Source organism: Litoreibacter janthinus, assembly GCF_900111945.1.
In the GTDB taxonomy this organism is placed as follows: Bacteria; Pseudomonadota; Alphaproteobacteria; order Rhodobacterales; family Rhodobacteraceae; genus Litoreibacter; species Litoreibacter janthinus.
On record NZ_FOYO01000001.1, the window covers coordinates 2,312,094 to 2,328,862 of the forward strand.

At 58.3% G+C, this 16,769-nt stretch carries 16 protein-coding genes and 1 pseudogene; 7 read left to right on the forward strand and 10 right to left on the reverse strand.

Going from position 1 to position 16,769, the window contains the following annotated elements; all coding sequences use genetic code 11:
• Window positions 1-57 precede the first annotated feature (57 nt).
• The 3 genes from BM352_RS11580 to BM352_RS11590 all read right to left on the reverse strand — a co-directional run bounded on the left by BM352_RS11580 (window position 58) and on the right by BM352_RS11590 (window position 3,005).
• Window positions 58-1,101, reverse strand: coding sequence for a twin-arginine translocation signal domain-containing protein (locus tag BM352_RS11580; protein ID WP_090216934.1), 1,044 nt, complete (start codon window positions 1,099-1,101; stop codon window positions 58-60).
• A gap of 69 nt (window positions 1,102-1,170) precedes the next feature.
• The gene (locus BM352_RS11585) at window positions 1,171-2,496 is read right to left on the reverse strand and encodes a TRAP transporter large permease (protein ID WP_090216937.1); all 1,326 of its coding nucleotides are present in this window, start codon (window positions 2,494-2,496) and stop codon (window positions 1,171-1,173) included.
• On the reverse strand, window positions 2,496-3,005 hold the full coding sequence (locus tag BM352_RS11590; protein ID WP_090216939.1) for a TRAP transporter small permease subunit: 510 nt from the start codon (window positions 3,003-3,005) through the stop codon (window positions 2,496-2,498). The genes BM352_RS11585 and BM352_RS11590 overlap by 1 nt, the downstream gene beginning before the upstream one ends.
• Before the next feature lie 367 nt (window positions 3,006-3,372).
• On the opposite strand from BM352_RS11590, the gene BM352_RS11595 reads away from it, so the two are divergent.
• Entirely contained in the window at window positions 3,373-4,788 is a 1,416-nt protein-coding gene (locus tag BM352_RS11595) for an FGGY family carbohydrate kinase (protein WP_090216942.1), read from the forward strand.
• A gap of 1 nt (window position 4,789) precedes the next feature.
• On the opposite strand, the gene guaA is transcribed toward BM352_RS11595, so the two are convergent.
• Window positions 4,790-6,367: a glutamine-hydrolyzing GMP synthase gene (gene guaA / locus BM352_RS11600; RefSeq protein WP_090216944.1), complete on the reverse strand. Its 1,578-nt coding sequence runs from the start codon at window positions 6,365-6,367 to the stop codon at window positions 4,790-4,792.
• A gap of 187 nt (window positions 6,368-6,554) precedes the next feature.
• Here guaA and BM352_RS11605 point away from each other — a divergent pair, with 187 nt between their 5' ends.
• The gene (locus BM352_RS11605) at window positions 6,555-8,096 is read left to right on the forward strand and encodes a trimethylamine methyltransferase family protein (protein WP_090216947.1); all 1,542 of its coding nucleotides are present in this window, start codon (window positions 6,555-6,557) and stop codon (window positions 8,094-8,096) included.
• Window positions 8,097-8,102: 6 nt separating this feature from the next.
• On the opposite strand, the gene BM352_RS11610 is transcribed toward BM352_RS11605, so the two are convergent.
• On the reverse strand, window positions 8,103-8,429 hold the full coding sequence (locus BM352_RS11610) for a DUF6477 family protein (protein WP_090216949.1): 327 nt from the start codon (window positions 8,427-8,429) through the stop codon (window positions 8,103-8,105).
• 495 nt (window positions 8,430-8,924) lie between these two features.
• Between BM352_RS11610 and BM352_RS11615 the strand changes: the two genes are divergently transcribed.
• Complete coding sequence (locus BM352_RS11615) at window positions 8,925-9,833, forward strand: DUF6456 domain-containing protein (RefSeq protein WP_342713603.1); 909 nt, start codon at window positions 8,925-8,927, stop codon at window positions 9,831-9,833.
• A gap of 174 nt (window positions 9,834-10,007) precedes the next feature.
• A pseudogene (gene lipA / locus BM352_RS11620) lies at window positions 10,008-10,973 on the forward strand (lipoyl synthase); the annotation flags it as partial.
• Window positions 10,974-10,984: 11 nt separating this feature from the next.
• On the opposite strand, the gene BM352_RS11625 reads toward lipA, so the two are convergent.
• The gene (locus BM352_RS11625; RefSeq protein WP_090216956.1) at window positions 10,985-11,881 is read right to left on the reverse strand and encodes a c-type cytochrome; all 897 of its coding nucleotides are present in this window, start codon (window positions 11,879-11,881) and stop codon (window positions 10,985-10,987) included.
• 3 nt (window positions 11,882-11,884) lie between these two features.
• On the reverse strand, window positions 11,885-12,355 hold the full coding sequence (locus BM352_RS11630) for a c-type cytochrome (protein ID WP_090216959.1): 471 nt from the start codon (window positions 12,353-12,355) through the stop codon (window positions 11,885-11,887).
• A gap of 117 nt (window positions 12,356-12,472) precedes the next feature.
• On the opposite strand from BM352_RS11630, the gene BM352_RS11635 reads away from it, so the two are divergent.
• Window positions 12,473-13,318 carry a LysR family transcriptional regulator gene (locus BM352_RS11635; protein ID WP_175500668.1) on the forward strand — a complete coding sequence of 282 codons (846 nt, stop codon included), beginning with the start codon at window positions 12,473-12,475 and terminating at the stop codon, window positions 13,316-13,318.
• Here the strand turns inward: BM352_RS11635 and BM352_RS11640 are convergent.
• Complete coding sequence (locus BM352_RS11640; RefSeq protein WP_090216964.1) at window positions 13,315-13,494, reverse strand: hypothetical protein; 180 nt, start codon at window positions 13,492-13,494, stop codon at window positions 13,315-13,317. The two genes, BM352_RS11635 and BM352_RS11640, sit on opposite strands and share 4 nt — an antisense overlap.
• Window positions 13,491-14,027 (reverse strand): hypoxanthine phosphoribosyltransferase, encoded by a 537-nt coding sequence (gene hpt, locus BM352_RS11645; protein WP_090216966.1) that lies wholly within the window; start codon window positions 14,025-14,027, stop codon window positions 13,491-13,493. The genes BM352_RS11640 and hpt overlap by 4 nt, the downstream gene beginning before the upstream one ends.
• Window positions 14,028-14,104: 77 nt before the next feature.
• On the opposite strand from hpt, the gene BM352_RS11650 reads away from it, so the two are divergent.
• Window positions 14,105-14,560: a type II toxin-antitoxin system RatA family toxin gene (locus BM352_RS11650; protein ID WP_090216967.1), complete on the forward strand. Its 456-nt coding sequence runs from the start codon at window positions 14,105-14,107 to the stop codon at window positions 14,558-14,560.
• Between the two features lie 110 nt (window positions 14,561-14,670).
• Entirely contained in the window at window positions 14,671-15,528 is an 858-nt protein-coding gene (locus BM352_RS11655) for a glycosyltransferase (protein ID WP_090216968.1), read from the forward strand.
• Between the two features lie 3 nt (window positions 15,529-15,531).
• Here BM352_RS11655 and mnmA read toward each other — a convergent pair whose 3' ends face one another.
• Complete coding sequence (gene mnmA / locus BM352_RS11660) at window positions 15,532-16,680, reverse strand: tRNA 2-thiouridine(34) synthase MnmA (protein WP_090216969.1); 1,149 nt, start codon at window positions 16,678-16,680, stop codon at window positions 15,532-15,534.
• Between the last annotated feature and the right edge of the window lie 89 nt (window positions 16,681-16,769).

The following is a 16,769-nucleotide window of genomic DNA, read 5'->3' on the forward strand; positions in this document are numbered from 1 at the left end:
ATGCGCAACGCTCAGCTGAACAGGCGGGCCACCAGCGCAGCCCGCCCAAGGATCAGCCTAGGAATAGCGGTAAGGAACGCCGGCTTTTTCCATCGTGTCGCGATATTTCTTGAAGATCTCGATGACGCGGGCAGAGCGTTCGTTACGCGATGCCAACTCGTCCCAGAACCCTGCGGCGTCGCCGACAACGGTATCCCATTCCTCGGCTGGGATGGTGGTCAGTTCCAGCTTGTCGCCGTTGACGCGCAGATCTGCCTCGCCGCCCCAATACCAGACTTGGCGATAATAGTGCGATTGATCCATCGACATCTTGAACAGCTCTTGCAGGTGTGGTGGCACCTTGGCCCAGCTGTCGCTGTTCGCGAAATACGAGCCGCACCACGCGCCCGTCACGTTGTTCAGAAGCGCGTATTTGCAAATGTCGGCCCAACCGACCTCGTAAGCTTCGGTAAAGCCGCACCATGCAACGCCGTCCAGCTCGCCGGTTTGCAGCGCAACTTCCACATCTTCCCACGGCACGGTGACGGGGATCATGCCGTAGCGCGACAGGAAGCGACCAGCCGTTGGCACGCCGAACACGCGAAGGCCGGCCATGTCTTCCAGCTTCTCGATCTTCTTGTTGGTGGTGAAGATATGCAGCGGATCCCAAGCACCGGCCCCCAGCCACTCCACGCCCTCGATGTCGTCATAGGCCTCTTGCCAGATCTCATTCAACCCGTAGCGGTTGAACAGCACTGGAAGATCAAGGCTGTAGCGCGACGAGAAGGGGAAGTAGCCGCCAAAGTCGGAAATATCAGCAGGCGAGGCCATGGTCGCGTCATCCGACTGCACCGCATCAAGCGTGCCGTTTTGCAGCGCGCGGAACAGCTCGCCGGTGGGAACCAGTTGGTCAGCGTAGAACAACTCGATCTCCATCTCGCCATTCGCGGCGATGTTGAACGCTTCGATCTGTGGTTTGATCACATGCGCCCCCAGCGGCGCGCCGGAGTAGGTTTGTAGCCGCCATTTGATGGGCGCCTGCGCTTTGACCACGCTTGGGGCGGCCAGAGCAGCAGCGCCACCCATAGTCGCCGTTGTCAGGAACTTACGTCTGGAAGTCATAGTCTTCTCCTTGTTTGACCTTGCTCAGGGGTCGTTTGTTAAAAGGGACTGCCTCTCGAAATGCGTTTGTTATTTTCCGTAAACGTAGTTGGGGAGCCACATGGCAATCTGCGGGAACACCATGATCAAGATGAGGGCCAGCAGCATGACCAGCACGAATGGGATAATTGACGCGTAGATGTCCTTGATCCCGATCTCGGGAGGGGCCATCGCGCGCATCAAGAACAGGTTGTAGCCGAAGGGCGGCGTCATATAGGCAATCTGCGTGGTGATCGTATAGAGCACCCCGTACCAAATTAGATCGAACCCCAGCAGTTTAACCAAAGGCACATAAAGCGGGGCGACAATCACCAGCATCGCGGTGTCGTCAAGGAACGTGCCCATCAGCAGGAAGGACAACTGCATAAGGATCAGGATCACCCAAGGGTCGAGCCCCAGTTGCTCGGTAAACAGATTCTCGATCGCTTTCACCGCTCCCAACCCGTCAAACACCGCGCCAAATCCCAAAGCGGCCAGAACGATCCACATGAACATGCATGAAATGGCGAGTGTCATGCGTGTCGAAGTTTCGAATACCTCGCGCGTCATCCGGCCTTTCAGCACCGCCGCGATGAACGCCGCCAACGCCCCAATCGCGGAGCTTTCCACAAGACTCGTCCAGCCGTTAAGAAAAGGCACCATCATGGAAGCGAAGATGCCCAAAGGCAGCAGCCCTGCACCCAGAAGTCGGATTTTTTCGGCCCGCGGGACGCTGTTGACGTCTTCGTCGCTTAGGGCTGGCCCCAACTCAGGCTGGATGCGGCAGCGTATATAGATGTAGAGGATAAACAGGCCAGCCATCATCAGACCGGGGAAGATGCCCGCGAGCCAAAGCTGGCCCACAGGTTGGCGCGCAATCATCGCATAAAGTACCAAAACGACCGAGGGCGGCACCAATATTCCCAATGATGATCCGGCCTGCACCACGCCGGTCACCATTCGCTTGTCATACCCGCGTTTAAGGAGTTCCGGCAGCGCAATGGTTGCCCCGATGGCCATACCCGCGACTGACAGTCCGTTCATGGCCGAGATCAGCACCATCAGCCCGATCGTCCCGATGGCCAGCCCGCCATTGATCGGGCCCATCCAGACGTGGAACATCTTATAAAGGTCATCCGCAAGACGGCTTTCGGACAGCACGTAGCCCATGAAGATGAACATTGGCAGGGTCAGCATCGGATACCATTTCATCACCTTCATCGCGGCCGAGAACGGGATGTCCGACCCGCCGGTGCCCCAAAGTGTAAGTGCCGCGATGGAGGCGATGCCCCCGATGGCGCCGAACACCCGCTGCCCCGTCATTAGCATCAGCATCATCGACGAGAACATTAAAATGGCGATGAGTTCATAGGACATTAAATCTCGACCTCGCGGAGTTTTGCGATGTCTTTGATCAGCTCGGACACAGCTTGGAGCAACATCATGAAAATGCCGAAGCACATGACCATTTTGACAGGCCACAGAAACGGACGCCAAAGGGTCGGAGCACGTTCGCCGTATTCCAGCGAATAGCGGGTAGAATCGATGCCGCCATAGAGCAGCACGCCAAGATAGAAGATCAGCAAAAGCACCGTGAAGCTGTCGACCCATGCCTTCTTGCGGTCGGTCCATTCGCCGTAAAACAAATCCATCCGCACGTTCGAGCCCATCTGGATCGAGTAGGGGCCGCCAACGAGATAGTAAGCAACCAACGCGAACTGGGCCATTTCCAGCGTCCAAAAGGACGGAACCACGAACATCTGTTTTGAAATTGTCGACCACAGCAGAATCGCTATCATCGCGAACAGGCTGTACATCATAATCCGGCCAAGCACGTAGTTCACTCGGTCCACCACGCGGACGTAGGTCGCTGCGAATTTCAACATGGAGTCCCCATCCGGCTATGATGCCTCGGGGCGTGCATCAGCGCCGATCATGGATCGCCGCCTTTCTGTCTTCATCTTGCATTGCAGCTTGCCAGTCAAACACGTGCTACTCCCCCAAAAGTAACCTGCGTTAACTGTATCAAGCTGCCTTCACTTGTAAACAAATCCGTGACCGAATGGTCAAAAATCATCAAAAGCGGCCTAAAAACAAAGCTGTAATTCTTTAACTTTGCGCAGAATTTACGCCCTGAATGACAGATTGCACTCAAGCCGCTGCCCGACGCGTGCTTGACAGGCAGCGTAAATGCGACTGCCTTGGTGCAAGACAGACCTGACAGCACGCGCAAGAAGGCGAAGGAAAGGCAACATGAGATTTGCGGGCATTGACCAAGGCACGACCAGCACCCGCGCGCTGATCCTTGACGAGGCAGGGGCGCTCCGGATTGCGCATTCCGTAGAGCATCGCCAGTTTTATCCGCAAGAAGGGTGGGTCGAACATGACCCTGAAGAGCTGATCTCCAACATTAAAGACTGCATCGCGGCTGTCGGGGCGGTCGATGCGCTTGGCATCGACAATCAAGGCGAAAGTTGCCTCGCGTGGGATGCTGAAACCAAAGAAGCGTTGACGCCGGTTTTGGTTTGGCAAGACAACCGCACGATCAACCGGATTACTGCGATGAAGGCTCACGGCGCGGAAGCTGAAACACTCGCCCGCGCCAAACTGCCGCTGGATCCCTATTTTTCCGCCAGCAAGCTGGGCTGGATTGTCGAAAACTCCGATGCCGCGCAACAGGCGCACAAGCGCGGTACCTTGCGGCTGGGCACCACCGACGCTTTCTTTCTGGACAGGCTGACAGGGCTTGGCGTCACAGATGTTACGACAGCTAGCCGCACGTCCCTGATGAACTTGGAGCGGCAGGAGTGGGATCAAACCCTGTGTGACCTGTTCGGCGTTCCGATTGAATGCTTGCCTCAAATCGTATCGACCACGGGCACCTTCGGGGCAGTCTCCACAGAACAAGGCGAGGTGCAGGTGACCGCCAGTGTCGTGGACCAGCAAGCCGCGCTATACGGGTTCGGTTGCCGCGCCAAGGGGGATGCTAAAATAACCTTTGGCACAGGGGCGTTTGCGTTGATGGTCACGGGGACGGAGATCGTCTACAAACCGAGCTTGGGCCTGCTCCCGACGCTCGCGTGGCAGCTTGAAGGGCAGGATCCCGTCTTTGCTTTGGACGGTGGCGTCTACACCGCGAGTGCGGCGCTAAACTGGGCGAAGGCATTGGGTTTGTTTCACGATTTCAATGAGATCAACGCGTTTTCACTTGCCAGCGCACTTGAAGCAGGACTCGTCTTTGTTCCGGCCTTGGCTGGGCTTGGCTGCCCGCATTGGGACCCGAAAGCGCGTGGGCTTTGGGCGGGGTTGTCTATTGACCACGGTCCGCGTGATTTGGTGCAGTCCATTCTTGAAGGGGTTGCCCTTCGCGCGGCGGAGGTCGTCGAGGCTATGAACGCATGCATCCCTCTTAACGGGGCGCTGCCGATAGATGGCGGGATGAGCAAGAACCCGTATTTCGTCCAGTTTTTGGCCGATGTGACAGGGCGCGAAATTCGCCCCGCCGCTATGCCGGAACTGACTGGGTTCGGCACGATCAGCCTCGCGGCCAGTGCACTGGGGATCACATTGCAGACGCCGGCGGAGTTCGGGGCCGTCCAACCCAATACGGATCGATCATTGCCGATCGAACGCTTCACGCGTGCGGTAGAGGCTGCGAAAGCGTCCTAGCTTATTCCCACTCGATCGTGCCCGGCGGCTTCGAAGTGATGTCATACGTCACGCGGTTGATGCCCGGCACTTCGTTGATGATGCGTGTCGCGGTCTCACCCAAGAACTCGTGAGAGAACGGGTAGTAATCCGCCGTCATCCCGTCAACAGAGGTCACCGCGCGCAGGGCACATGCGTAGTCATAGGTGCGACCGTCGCCCATCACACCGACCGTCCGCACCGGCAGGATAGCAACGAACGCTTGCCAGATTTCGTCATACAGCCCGTGCTTGCGGATCTGGTCGATATACACGGCATCCGCTTCGCGCAGAATGTCGAGCTTGGCGCGGGTGATCTCGCCAGGGCAGCGGATGGCAAGGCCCGGTCCGGGGAAGGGGTGGCGACCGATGAACGATTTCGGAAGACCCAGTTCGGTCCCTAGCGCGCGCACCTCGTCCTTGAACAATTCGCGCAACGGCTCCACCAGCTTCAGTCCCATCTTTTCAGGCAGGCCGCCCACATTGTGGTGTGACTTGATGGTCACCGATGGTCCGCCAGAAAAGCTAACACTTTCAATCACATCTGGGTAAAGTGTGCCTTGGGCGAGGAACTTCGCGCCGTCGATTTCATTGGCGTATTTCTGGAACACATCAATGAACAGCTTGCCGATGATTTTGCGCTTGGTCTCCGGATCGGACTGGCCGTCCAACTCTCCCAAGAATAGGTCCTGCTCATCCGCATGGATCAGCTTCATGTTGTAGTGATCGCGGAACATGGTGACGACCTCTTCAGCCTCACCCTTGCGCAGCAAACCGTGATCCACGAACACGCAGGTCAACTGGTCGCCAATCGCTTCGTGGATCAGCACTGCTGCCACCGAAGAATCAACGCCGCCGGAGAGGCCGCAAATGACATGGCTGTCGCCAACCTGCTCACGGATGGCGGCGATGGCCTGCTCGCGATAAGCACCCATTGTCCAGTCACCGGTGAACCCCGCCATGCGCACGAAGTTTTCATAAAGCTTCGCACCGTTCGGTGTGTGGTGAACTTCAGGGTGGAATTGCACCGCGTAGAAGCGGCGCTTTACGTCTGCCGTGATCGCGAACGGCGCGTTGGGGGACGTCCCATACACCTCAAACCCCGGTGCGATTTCCGATACGTGGTCGCCGTGGCTCATCCACACTTGTTCTTTATCGGTCTGGAACCAGCCATTCAGCAGCTCAAGTTCCCCATGGGGAACTACGTAGGCGCGCCCGAATTCCGCCGTCCCGTGTCCGCGTTCCACCAAGCCGCCCAAGCCCTGCATCATAACCTGCTGACCGTAGCAAATTCCCAAGATCGGGACACCAAGGTCGTAAACGCTTTCCGGTGGCCGCGGGGAGCCTTCATCGATCACCGAGCAAGGGCCGCCCGAGAAGATCACAGCTTTGGGGGCAAACTCCGCCAGAAACGCGTCATCTACCTTTTGATAAGGGTGTATCTCGCAATAGACATTCAACTCGCGCAGACGGCGCGCGATCAATTGAGTGACCTGCGATCCAAAGTCGATGATCAGCAGTTTTTCATGGGTGGCGGCGGGGTCGATGAGATGATCTGTCATGCACGCTGATTATGAGGCTCCGCGCCGTGTTGCAAGAGGCTTGAGGCGACGGAAATGCCCCTTCAAGTGTCACGCGCGACCATATTTGTTCTCCCATGTCGCTTTTTCGCCGTAAGGGACGGTTTCTGGCGTCGGCTTTGCGCGCGGTAGGCTAATCACTCTTCAAGAGTTTTGAGGGGAGCCGACCATGTCCGATACAGCCGCACCACGTAGACGCGCCCGCGGAGGCGGCGGGGCCGCCCGCCGTGCCGAGCGCACTGCAGTCTCGGTCGAGACCGCGAAATATATCGAGCGCAATATCCCCAACTTCGAAGTGTTGACCGAAGAGGCGCTGCAAATCATCGAGGCCAACGCCGAGACCGTGCTGGCCGAAATTGGCGTAAACTTCGTCGACAACCCATATGCGCTGGACCTGTGGCGTGAGGCGGGGGCCGAAGTCGACGGGGAGCGCGTGCGCATCCCGCGCGGTCTGGCGCGCGAGCTGTGCAAGACTGCGCCCTCAAGCATTACCCAAGTGGCCCGCAACCCCGAGCGTTCGGTGGAAATCGGCGGTAAGAACCTGGTCATCGCGCCCGTGTATGGCCCGCCCTTTGTTCGGGATTTGGACGGTGGTCGACGCTACGCGACAATGGACGACTTCAACAAGTTCGTGAAGCTCGGGTACATGTCCAAGTGGCTTCACCATTCGGGCGGCACTGTGTGCGAGCCAACTGATGTGGCTGTGAACAAGCGCCATCTGGATATGCTCTACGCCCACATGTCGCTGAGCGACAAACCCTTCATGGGATCGGTCACAGAGCCGTCGCGGGCGCAAGATTCTGTCGACATGTGCGAAATACTGTTCGGCGGCCTGAACGACCGCACGGTGATGACCTCGCTGATCAACATCAACTCCCCGATGACGTTCGACTCGATCATGATGGGGGCGTTGGAAGTCTATGCGCGCGCCAATCAGGCCTGCATCATCTCGCCCTTTATTGTAGGCGGTGCGATGGCACCGGTCTCTGTTGCAGGCACGCTAACGCAGGTGCTGGCAGAAGTGCTGGCGGGCGTGGCCTATAGCCAGTTGGTCCGCAAGGGTGCGCCGGTGATTTTTGGAGCGTTTGTGACGTCGATCGACATGAACTCCGGTGCGCCGACATTCGGCACGCCCGAAGCCTCGCACATCACCTATGGAGCAGGGCAGCTGGCCCGCCGCATGGGGCTGCCCTATCGGTCGGCGGGTGCATTCTGTGGATCAAAGCTGCCGGACGCTCAGGCCGCATACGAGACAGCGAACAGCCTGAATATGGGCCTTCTCTCCGGGGTGAACTTCATGCTGCACGGCTGCGGCTGGCTTGAAGGCGGTCTGGTCTCGTCCTTCGAGAAATTCGTAATGGATGCCGATCAGCTGGGCGCGTTGCATCACTTTGCCAAAGGCGTCAGCGTTGACGAAAACGCGCAAGCTATGGGAGCCATTCGAGAAGTGGGGCCTGGCGGGCACTATCTGGGATGCGAGCATACGCAGAATAACTTTAAAACCGCGTTCTGGCGGTCCAACCTTTTCGACTACAAGCCGTTCGAGACGTGGGCCGACGAGGGCGAGCGGGACACCGTTGCCTTGGCGGCGGCCCGCGTGAAGAAACAACTGGACGACTACCAGCAGCCGCACCTTGATCCCGCCATTGATGAGGCACTGCGTGCCTATGTGCGCGAAAAGAAAGACAGCATGCCCGACGCCTTCATCTAGGCGACGTCAAACGACAGTGGGCCGCCAACCGGGGCGGCCTACTGAACGTGTCTCTACGGGCAAGCACCGGCTTTCGGCCATCAGAGCGATAAGCAATTCGACATGTTTGCCAACGTTGTAGGTCCCATCATGGGCCTGACGGATTTGTTCCAACTGCTCTTCTTGATGAAGCAGCGATTCAACCACGGTTTGTGGCGATGACGTGCTGTGTGACTGACCAGTGATGCGGCGCAGATCGCGATTTCGTCTGTATGTGCTAACGCCGTGACGGGCCGCGCGCACAAGGAGGCGCGGGCGGCGTAGGTCGGTGAGTTGAGCGGTGAGGTCGGTCATGGCAGGTCTCCGGTGCAGAATTTTCACCCTCAATCTAGAGCGGCGTGCGCTGCTGTTGCGCAGTGCGCGGGTCGCCGAACGCTGCGCTCGCCATCGTTTACCATTTGGAAACAGTTCGCTGGAAATGGGGCTTTCGTTAACCAACTCGTAAGCAATGCAACCTCAAGTTGTGCCCGTTGCCGAGGTGCTTTTGCCGCCTTTGCGCTCAAGACCAAAGGGGTGCTCTACATGCTGTCTGCTGCTGCGTTAACACCAGATTCTCTGTTGCCGAGCTGGCTACCGAAAGCCGCTCGCCGGTATCTGATCCACACAGAAAAAGGTTTGTCTTTAAGAGACTTGGCGCGTCGGGAGGGATGCCACGCGTCCACCATATTACGTCAGGTTCGCCGGTTTGAGAACCGGCGCGATGATCCGCTGGTGGATGAAGCCCTTCATCGTCTGAGTTGCACCTTGAACACCTGCGACCCCCACGACTTTCCAGAAGGACAAGACATTATGACCGCACACCTCCGTAACCATTCCGAAACCTATTCCAACGCCAGTAAAGCTGACCCTGTTACGGGGCCGGCAGTTGCGGATGACAAGGATCAGCTCGCCCGTGAAGCGCGCCGTGTGTTGCGACGGCTTTGTGAGACCGGGGCGGTGCTGGCCTTGGCCCCGGATATGGACAAGGCCGTGGTATTGCGCTCGTTCAAGGATGGCCCTCCGACACGCACTGCGGTTGTGTCGCGCGATGTGGCGCAAGCCTTTGCTTTGAAGGATTGGATCAGCTGCGCGCGGATGGGGCGGGTTGCGAGCTATACCATCACCTCGGCAGGGCGCGCCGCACTGAAACAGTATCTGGCAGAAGATATGGAACGCAAGCGCAGCGCCAAGGGGCGACCGGACAGCACTCGGGCCCTTGGCGATCCGCAACTTGGCTGGGCATACGGCTCCGACGGGCGCGGCGCGGGACAGTCCCGTCCGACCATGGCCGAAAGCCCCTTGGCGATGCTGGCGCGGCGGCGTGACAAGGAAGGACGCTCGTTTCTCAGCCCCGAGCTTGCGCAGGCTGGCGAGCGGTTTCGAGAGGATTTCGAACTTGCGCAGATTGGGATGAGTGCGCCGCAACACTGGGACCGGTTTATGACCTCTGGCGACCGCGCGGCGTTGGCTGCAGATGACGACTTGCCAGAAGGCCCAAAGGCCGCGCGCACACGAATGCTATCAGCGCTGGATGATCTGGGGCCCGGTTTGAGCGATATCATCATGCGCTGCTGCTGCTTTCTGGAGGGGTTGGAGACGGCCGAGAAACGCATGGGATGGTCCGCGCGTTCCGGCAAGGTGGTGTTAAGGATCGCACTGCAACGCCTGCACCGCCATTATCTAGAGGCCCATGGCCATGTTAGCCCGATGATCGGCTGACGCGCCTCGGTTGGTTTGGGGCTTGGGGCAGGGCGTTCGACAGGGTTGCGCGCCCTGTTTTCATTTCCACCAGACGGGGATAGGATCGCCCCTTGTAACGTGGACCTGCGACAATACTTCGTTTAGCGTTAAACTAATTTTTGGCGTAAACGCTACGCGACCCCAAAAGGAACCGATTTCATGGCGACCCGCGACCTGAAAATTCCAAGCCAACGGCATCCGGAAAAGGCGAAACGCCCAGACAATGCCCAGCCCAAGAAACCGTCTTGGATCAGGGTGAAAGCGCCCGTGGGTGAAGGCTACAAGGACACCCACAGGATTATGCGCGAGCATAAACTGACGACGGTGTGCGAAGAGGCCGGTTGTCCAAATGTCGGCGAGTGCTGGAACCAAGGCCATGCCACCATGATGATTATGGGCGAGGTGTGCACGCGGGCCTGCACCTTCTGCAACATCGCGACAGGTAAACCGCCAGAAGATCTGGACGTGTTCGAGCCGGGACGTGTGGCGGATGCGGTAAAAAAACTGGGTCTGAACCACGTAGTGGTCACCTCGGTCGATCGGGACGACATTGAGGATGGCGGGGCGGAGCATTTCGCGCAAACCATCCGCGCCATTCGTCGCCAATCGCCGGGAACGACGATCGAGATATTGACGCCTGACTTTATTCGCTGCGATCCCAAAGTGTTGGAGGTCGTTGTTGAAGCGCGACCCGACGTCTTCAATCATAATCTTGAAACCGTTCCGGGGCTCTATCCCGAGGTGCGGCCCGGTGCGCGCTACTTCCATTCGCTGCGCCTTTTGCAGCGCGTAAAAGAGCTGGACCCGACGATGTTCACCAAATCCGGCATCATGGTCGGCTTGGGTGAGGATCGCCAATCGGTCATGCAGGTGATGGAAGATATGCGCGCGGCGGATATCGATTTTCTGACCATCGGTCAGTACCTCCAGCCAACGCCGAAGCATCATCGCGTTGACCGCTTTGTGACACCCGAAGAGTTCGCAGCTTACGAGAAAGCAGCGTTCGGGAAGGGCTTCTTGATGGTGTCGTCTACGCCTTTGACCCGATCCAGCTACCACGCAGGCGATGACTTCGCCAAACTGCGCGAGGCACGTCTGGCGAAACTCGGCAAGGCCTGAGCCGCAACCCGCTAAGGGTTGGCGACTGGGGGCAAGGCTTTCAAATAGTCGACAATGGCTTGTCGGTCTGCTTCGGGCAGGCGCGCAAGGTTTTGCACCACTGACGCCATGTGTCCGCCCGCGCTGTCATATTCGGGGGTTAGGCCTGTGGTGAAATAGGCCATCAAATCAACTTCGGACCAATCCAGTGCGGCCGGCGTGATATTCGGGATGCGCCCTTTGCCATTTGGGTTCGCGGCCCCGCCCAGCCAGTTCGCGGTGTTCAGACCTCCCAGTGCGTTCCGCTCCGTGTGGCACTCTGTGCAATGAGCCAGCGCCTCTGCCAAATACTGGCCGCGCTGAACGGAGTCGGTCGCGGCTGCCAACTCAGGCCCTTTGGGAGAGCCGAACAACAGCTTCCAGCCTCCCAAACTGCGCCTGATATTGAAAGGGAAGCCTACGTCATGCGCGCGCGACGGGGTGGCGTCGCTGGGCAGCGTTTGCATGAAGGCATAGAGCGCCGCGATGTCCGCAGGGCTGGCCTTGGCGTAGGCCGTGTAGGGGAAGGCGGGGTAATAGTGCTTGCCCTCCGGGCTGACGCCCGCTTGGAGCGCGTTGTTGAATTGGATCAGGGTCCAGCCTTCTAACCCTTGCGGGCTGGGCGATATGTTTGGAGCGTAGAAGGTTCCGAAGTCGCTGGGAAAGCTCATCCCACCGGACAGCAGGGGCGTATCGGTTTCCTCTGCACCCGGGGCCACATGGCACGATGCGCATCCTGCAGCCCAAAACACCTGTTCCCCATGGGCAGGGTCGGCGGGCGCCGTGAGCAATGCCGTTTCCGTCGAATGGGGCAAATATTTGGGCGCGGTCATCCACCACGCAAAGCCTGCGCCCAGAAGGGCGACGGCAGCTATTGCGCGTTTTTTCATCGCTTATTTTGGCTCGCGGTAGACTTTGTGGCAGGCACCACAGGCGCCGCCGATGCTACCCATTGCACCTTGAAGTGCGGCGAGATCCGTCCCCGCTACGTCGGCCAAGGCCTTGGCTGCCATCGCAAGATCGTTGCCTTTGGCGTCAAAATCAGCGCGATCTTCCCAGATTTTTGGCAAGGCACGAGTGCCGTCGATCGACATGGTGTCAGTATTCGCAGTCCACAGCAGTGACTGATCCGTGGCAGAAAATGCGGCGAGGTTTGCGGCGGCGAGGGCGGCGACATTTGCGTCGTAGTCGGACGTGCCTTTGGCCATATTGCCCAAGATGCCCAAGTTCAAAGCGTAGTTATTCATCAGTCCGTTGCGCGCTTTGACTTCCGCAGGCAGGGCGTCATGACCGTCTGCAAATGCCAGTCCCGACATCAAGACAGCGGCAAGGCCTGAGGTTGCAAGTATCTTTGGCAGCATCATGGGGTCGTCCTCCAAAAGCGTTATGACTCTCGAAATGCTACCTGTTATGAAATGTAAAGCTAGTATGTATTTTCGGAGAGGGATGGTGAAAATATGCACAGGTTTAATTGGGACGACTTGAAATATCTTCTTGCGGTTGCGGACGGGGGCTCGGTTTCGAGAGCGGGTCGCCGGTTACAAGTCAATCATGCAACCGTGCTGCGACGTGTGAGTCTGTTCGAGGAACGTTTTGGTCTGAGTGTCTTCGACCGAACACCTCAAGGTTACCGCCTTCCTAAGGAGAACGAGCCCCTGATCGATGCGATCCGCGAGGTTGATCACGCAGTGCGCACGGTCGAGCGGTTGATAGAAGGGGGCAAAGCCCCACTGAGCGGTAAGGTGCGCATAACGTCGACCGATACGCTGTGCCATTCGATCCTGCCGGTGATTGTGTCCGAAATGCAGGCCGAATCCGAGGGGCTGACGCTCGAGCTGATTTCAACCAATGCGCATCTGGATATGACCAGACTGGATGCGGACATCACTGTGCGACCAGCGGCAGAATTGCCGGACCACTTGCTGGGAGAGCGTGCCGGAGAGCTGGAGTTCGGCATTTACCAGTCGGCGCTGCGCGCGCCGACCGAAGAAGCGTTCTGGCTCGGCCTGTCGGGTCCGCTATCGCGAACGTTGGCTGCCCGCTGGATGGCAAGCAATCTTACAGACGCACAGATCAGAGGTTCAGCCGACAGCTTTCTGACGCTGCGCGAGATGGTAGCTGCCGGGGGCGGCATTTCGTTCCTACCCAAGGTGTTAGGCGTGGGTGATCAAAGACTGCGCGAATGTCAGGGGATGGCCCCGTCGTTTTCGGTGCCTCTCTGGGTGGCGAGCCATGCCGACCTTCATCGCGTGCCACGCATCACGCAGGTTTCGCGATTGCTGGTTGCCAAGCTGTTGGAGCATAGCGCGGCCTTATCAGGAAACTAGAACCTTGGGACTCGCGGCGCGCGGTCCATTTGCGCCCAGTCGGGCCAGCCGACGTAATGCTCAATCAGGGCGACGGCGATGCAGACGGCGATCAGGCCGACCACGAGTTTCACGCGCTTTGCTGACGGCGGGCGGCGCACCCACATGGAGGCACGCAGCAGCCAGCGCCAGTTCATGTAAAGCGGACCTTACCGATGAAAGGCAGGTTGCGGTTACGTTGTGCATAGTCGATGCCGTAACCGACCACGAATTCATCGGGGATTTCGAAGCCTGTCCATGTTGCCTTGATGTCCACCTCGCGGCGGGTCGGCTTGTCGAGCAAGGCGATCGTCTCCATGCGAGCAGGGGCGCGGCTTTCGAGCAGGTGCAATACGTGGGACAAGGTGAAGCCGGTGTCTACGATGTCTTCCACGACCAATACGTCGCGCCCGCCGATTTCGCCGCGCAAGTCCTTAAGAATTCGAACCTCTCGCGAGCTTTCCATGCCGTCGCCGTAGCTGGACGCCTCGAGGAAATCGACTTCGACTGGCAAATCCAACTCGCGCACAAGGTCCGCAATGAATACAAACGAGCCGCGCAGCAGCCCCACCACCACCAGTTTGTCTGTGTCTTTGAAGCGGTCATGAATCTCGCGGGCGAGGGACTCGATGCGAGCAGCGATGGCCTTGGCCGAGATCAACTCGTCGATGACATAGGGTGGATGAGACATGTTATCCCCTTGAATTTTGCGTCCGGCTGGGGGACACCCCCCTGCAACCGATCGAGCAAGCAGAGCCCTAAACGCCTATGCCAAGCCACCGCGAAAAACGCAAGCTGCCCTATAGTGCAGACCAGATGTATGCCCTTGTTGCAGATGTGGCGAGTTACCCCGAGTTTCTCCCGTGGTGTTCTGCCGCTCGGATTCGATCCCGCGTTGCCGAGGGTGAAGCAGAAGTGATGTTGGCGGATCTCGTGATCAGCTTCAAAGTCTTCCGCGAACGGTTTGGAAGCAAGGTGACCTTGTGGCAAAATGACATGAAGATTGACACGGAATATCTTGATGGGCCTTTTAAATTTTTGAAAAGCACTTGGGAATTCCACGATCTGGAAACGGCGGGATGCGAAGTCGAATTTGATGTCGATTTCGAATTCAAGAACCGTCTGTTGCAGGGTGCAGCTGGTCTATTCTTCAACGAGGCGATGCAACGGATCGTTCGCGCCTTCGAAGAACGGGCTGATGTGCTCTATGGTGCACGCGGGTAACACCACTGCTTTACGCTAAGTAACTCTCTTGATTTGGATCGCGGCTGCTCCCATCCTGATCCCATAAAAATGGGGCGCAAAGCCCCCGAGTAGTAACAAGTGGTGACATAATGGAAGTGTTTTTCCAGATGCGGTTTTCCTATTGCGGAAAGCCAGAGGGGCTGATGACTCGCGCCTCCAATTCTTCGCGGGCGTTTAACGAAGCAGATATTTTGCGTCAGTTCGACGTGTTGGAACGGCTGACCCTGCCATCTTTGCGCGATCAGGATGACCCGTCATTTCGTCTGGTGATGTTGTCCAGCGCGCGGATGCCGGACGAATGCAAGGATCACCTGACTTGGTTGTTGAACCATTATTTGCCCGGTCGCTCAGAAGTTCTTTATTCGCGCCCGATGGTCCCCGGGCGGGTGTTCCGACGCTATATGCAAGGGCTGGGGCGCGGCGATGCACCAGTGATCCAGACCCAAGTGCTTGACGGCGAGGCCTTCGGTAAACGTTTTGTGCAACGTCTGCGCGAGCACGGAATCGAGAGTTGGGCGACTGGCCCGACAGGGGAAGGGCGCAGTGCGACTGGCGGCACGTTTATATCCTTCAAGCGGGGTCTAAATCTTCGGATCGAGCGGAAGAAACTGACAGCTTTGGAGCCAACGACAGCACCGAGCGTCCCGTTCGGCTTAAGCCTCGTGGCGCGGCCGTCTAGCCGATACAATCCGACCTTGATCAACGCTGACGGGCTGGGCGTGAAGTTCCCGCATGTCTCTATTCGGTCCCAAGGGCTTCACTGCCTGCGCGCGATCTCTGGAGAGAGTGCGAAAGTCATGCCGGCGATTGAACAACGCATTCTGGATCAAGCGATTAACGAATTTAACATCCTGCGCGCGCCTCATGACATCCGTGTGAGCGAAGACCGCGCGCAGCCACAGCCGACTGATGTGAACGGCGTGGTCAGGTTGCGACGTGCGGGCTGACGCCTAGTAGCCGCGCCAAATCCAGCCGCCGCCAAAGATGCGGCTGGTGCTGTCGTCGTAAAACACGCAGGCCTGACCGGGCGAAACGCCTTCTTCGGGCGTCAGAAGCTCCACCTCTGCCTCCGTGGCGGAGAGAGGGCGGATGATTGCCGCGGCAGGGGGGCGGGTAGAGCGTACTTTCACCCCGACATGCCACTCCTCTTGGCTGTCGAAAGGCGCATCACCCAGCCAGTTGATCTCCCGCACGGGAATTTTTCGGGTGGCGAGCGCTTCTTTCGGCCCGACGATGACCCTTTTGGTATCGACATCGAGTTTCACGACATAAAGCGGCGTCGACAGCCCACCGATGCCCAAACCCCGTCGCTGCCCGATGGTGTAGTGGATCAACCCGTTGTGACGCGCCAGAACAGTGCCATCCATATCGACGATGTCGCCCGGCTCACCCGCGCCAGGACGCAGCTTTTCGATGACAGACGCATAGTCGCCATTCGGAACAAAGCAGATGTCTTGGCTGTCGGGCTTATCCGCGACGGACAGGCCGTATTTCGACGCCAAGGCCCGCGTTTCCGCCTTGGATGCCAGATGCCCGAGTGGAAAGCGCAGGTAGTCCAGTTGCTGCGGCGTGGTTGAGAACAGGAAATAACTTTGGTCGCGGTTGGCGTCGGCGGCGGAATGAAGCTCCGCGCCGTGCTCGCCCATTTTGCGTTGGATGTAGTGGCCGGTTGCCATGCAATCGGCATCCAAGTCCTTAGCTGTTTCCAGCAAATCCTTGAATTTCACCCGTTCGTTGCAGCGGATGCAGGGGACGGGGGTCGCGCCTCCAAGGTAGCTGTCCGCAAACTCGTCGATCACCGCGTCCTTGAACACGTTTTCATAATCCAGAACGTAATGCGGAAATCCCATATCTTCGGCCACGCGTCGGGCATCATGAATATCACGTCCGGCGCAGCACGCCCCTTTTTTGGCCAAGGCCGCGCCATGGTCATAAAGCTGTAAAGTCACGCCGACCACGTCGTAGCCTTCTTCGGCCAGCTGAGCGGCCACGACGGAGCTGTCCACGCCTCCGGACATCGCGACAACGACACGTGTCTCGGATGGGGGCTTGGCAAAACCAAGTGAGTTCAGACGTCCGGGTGTCCAGTCCAATGCCATAATGGCCTCCGTTGCGGGGATACGCGGGAATATAGGAAAATCTTAGCCAGTCACAAGGCCACGCTTCACATCCCCTTAAGGCATCAACA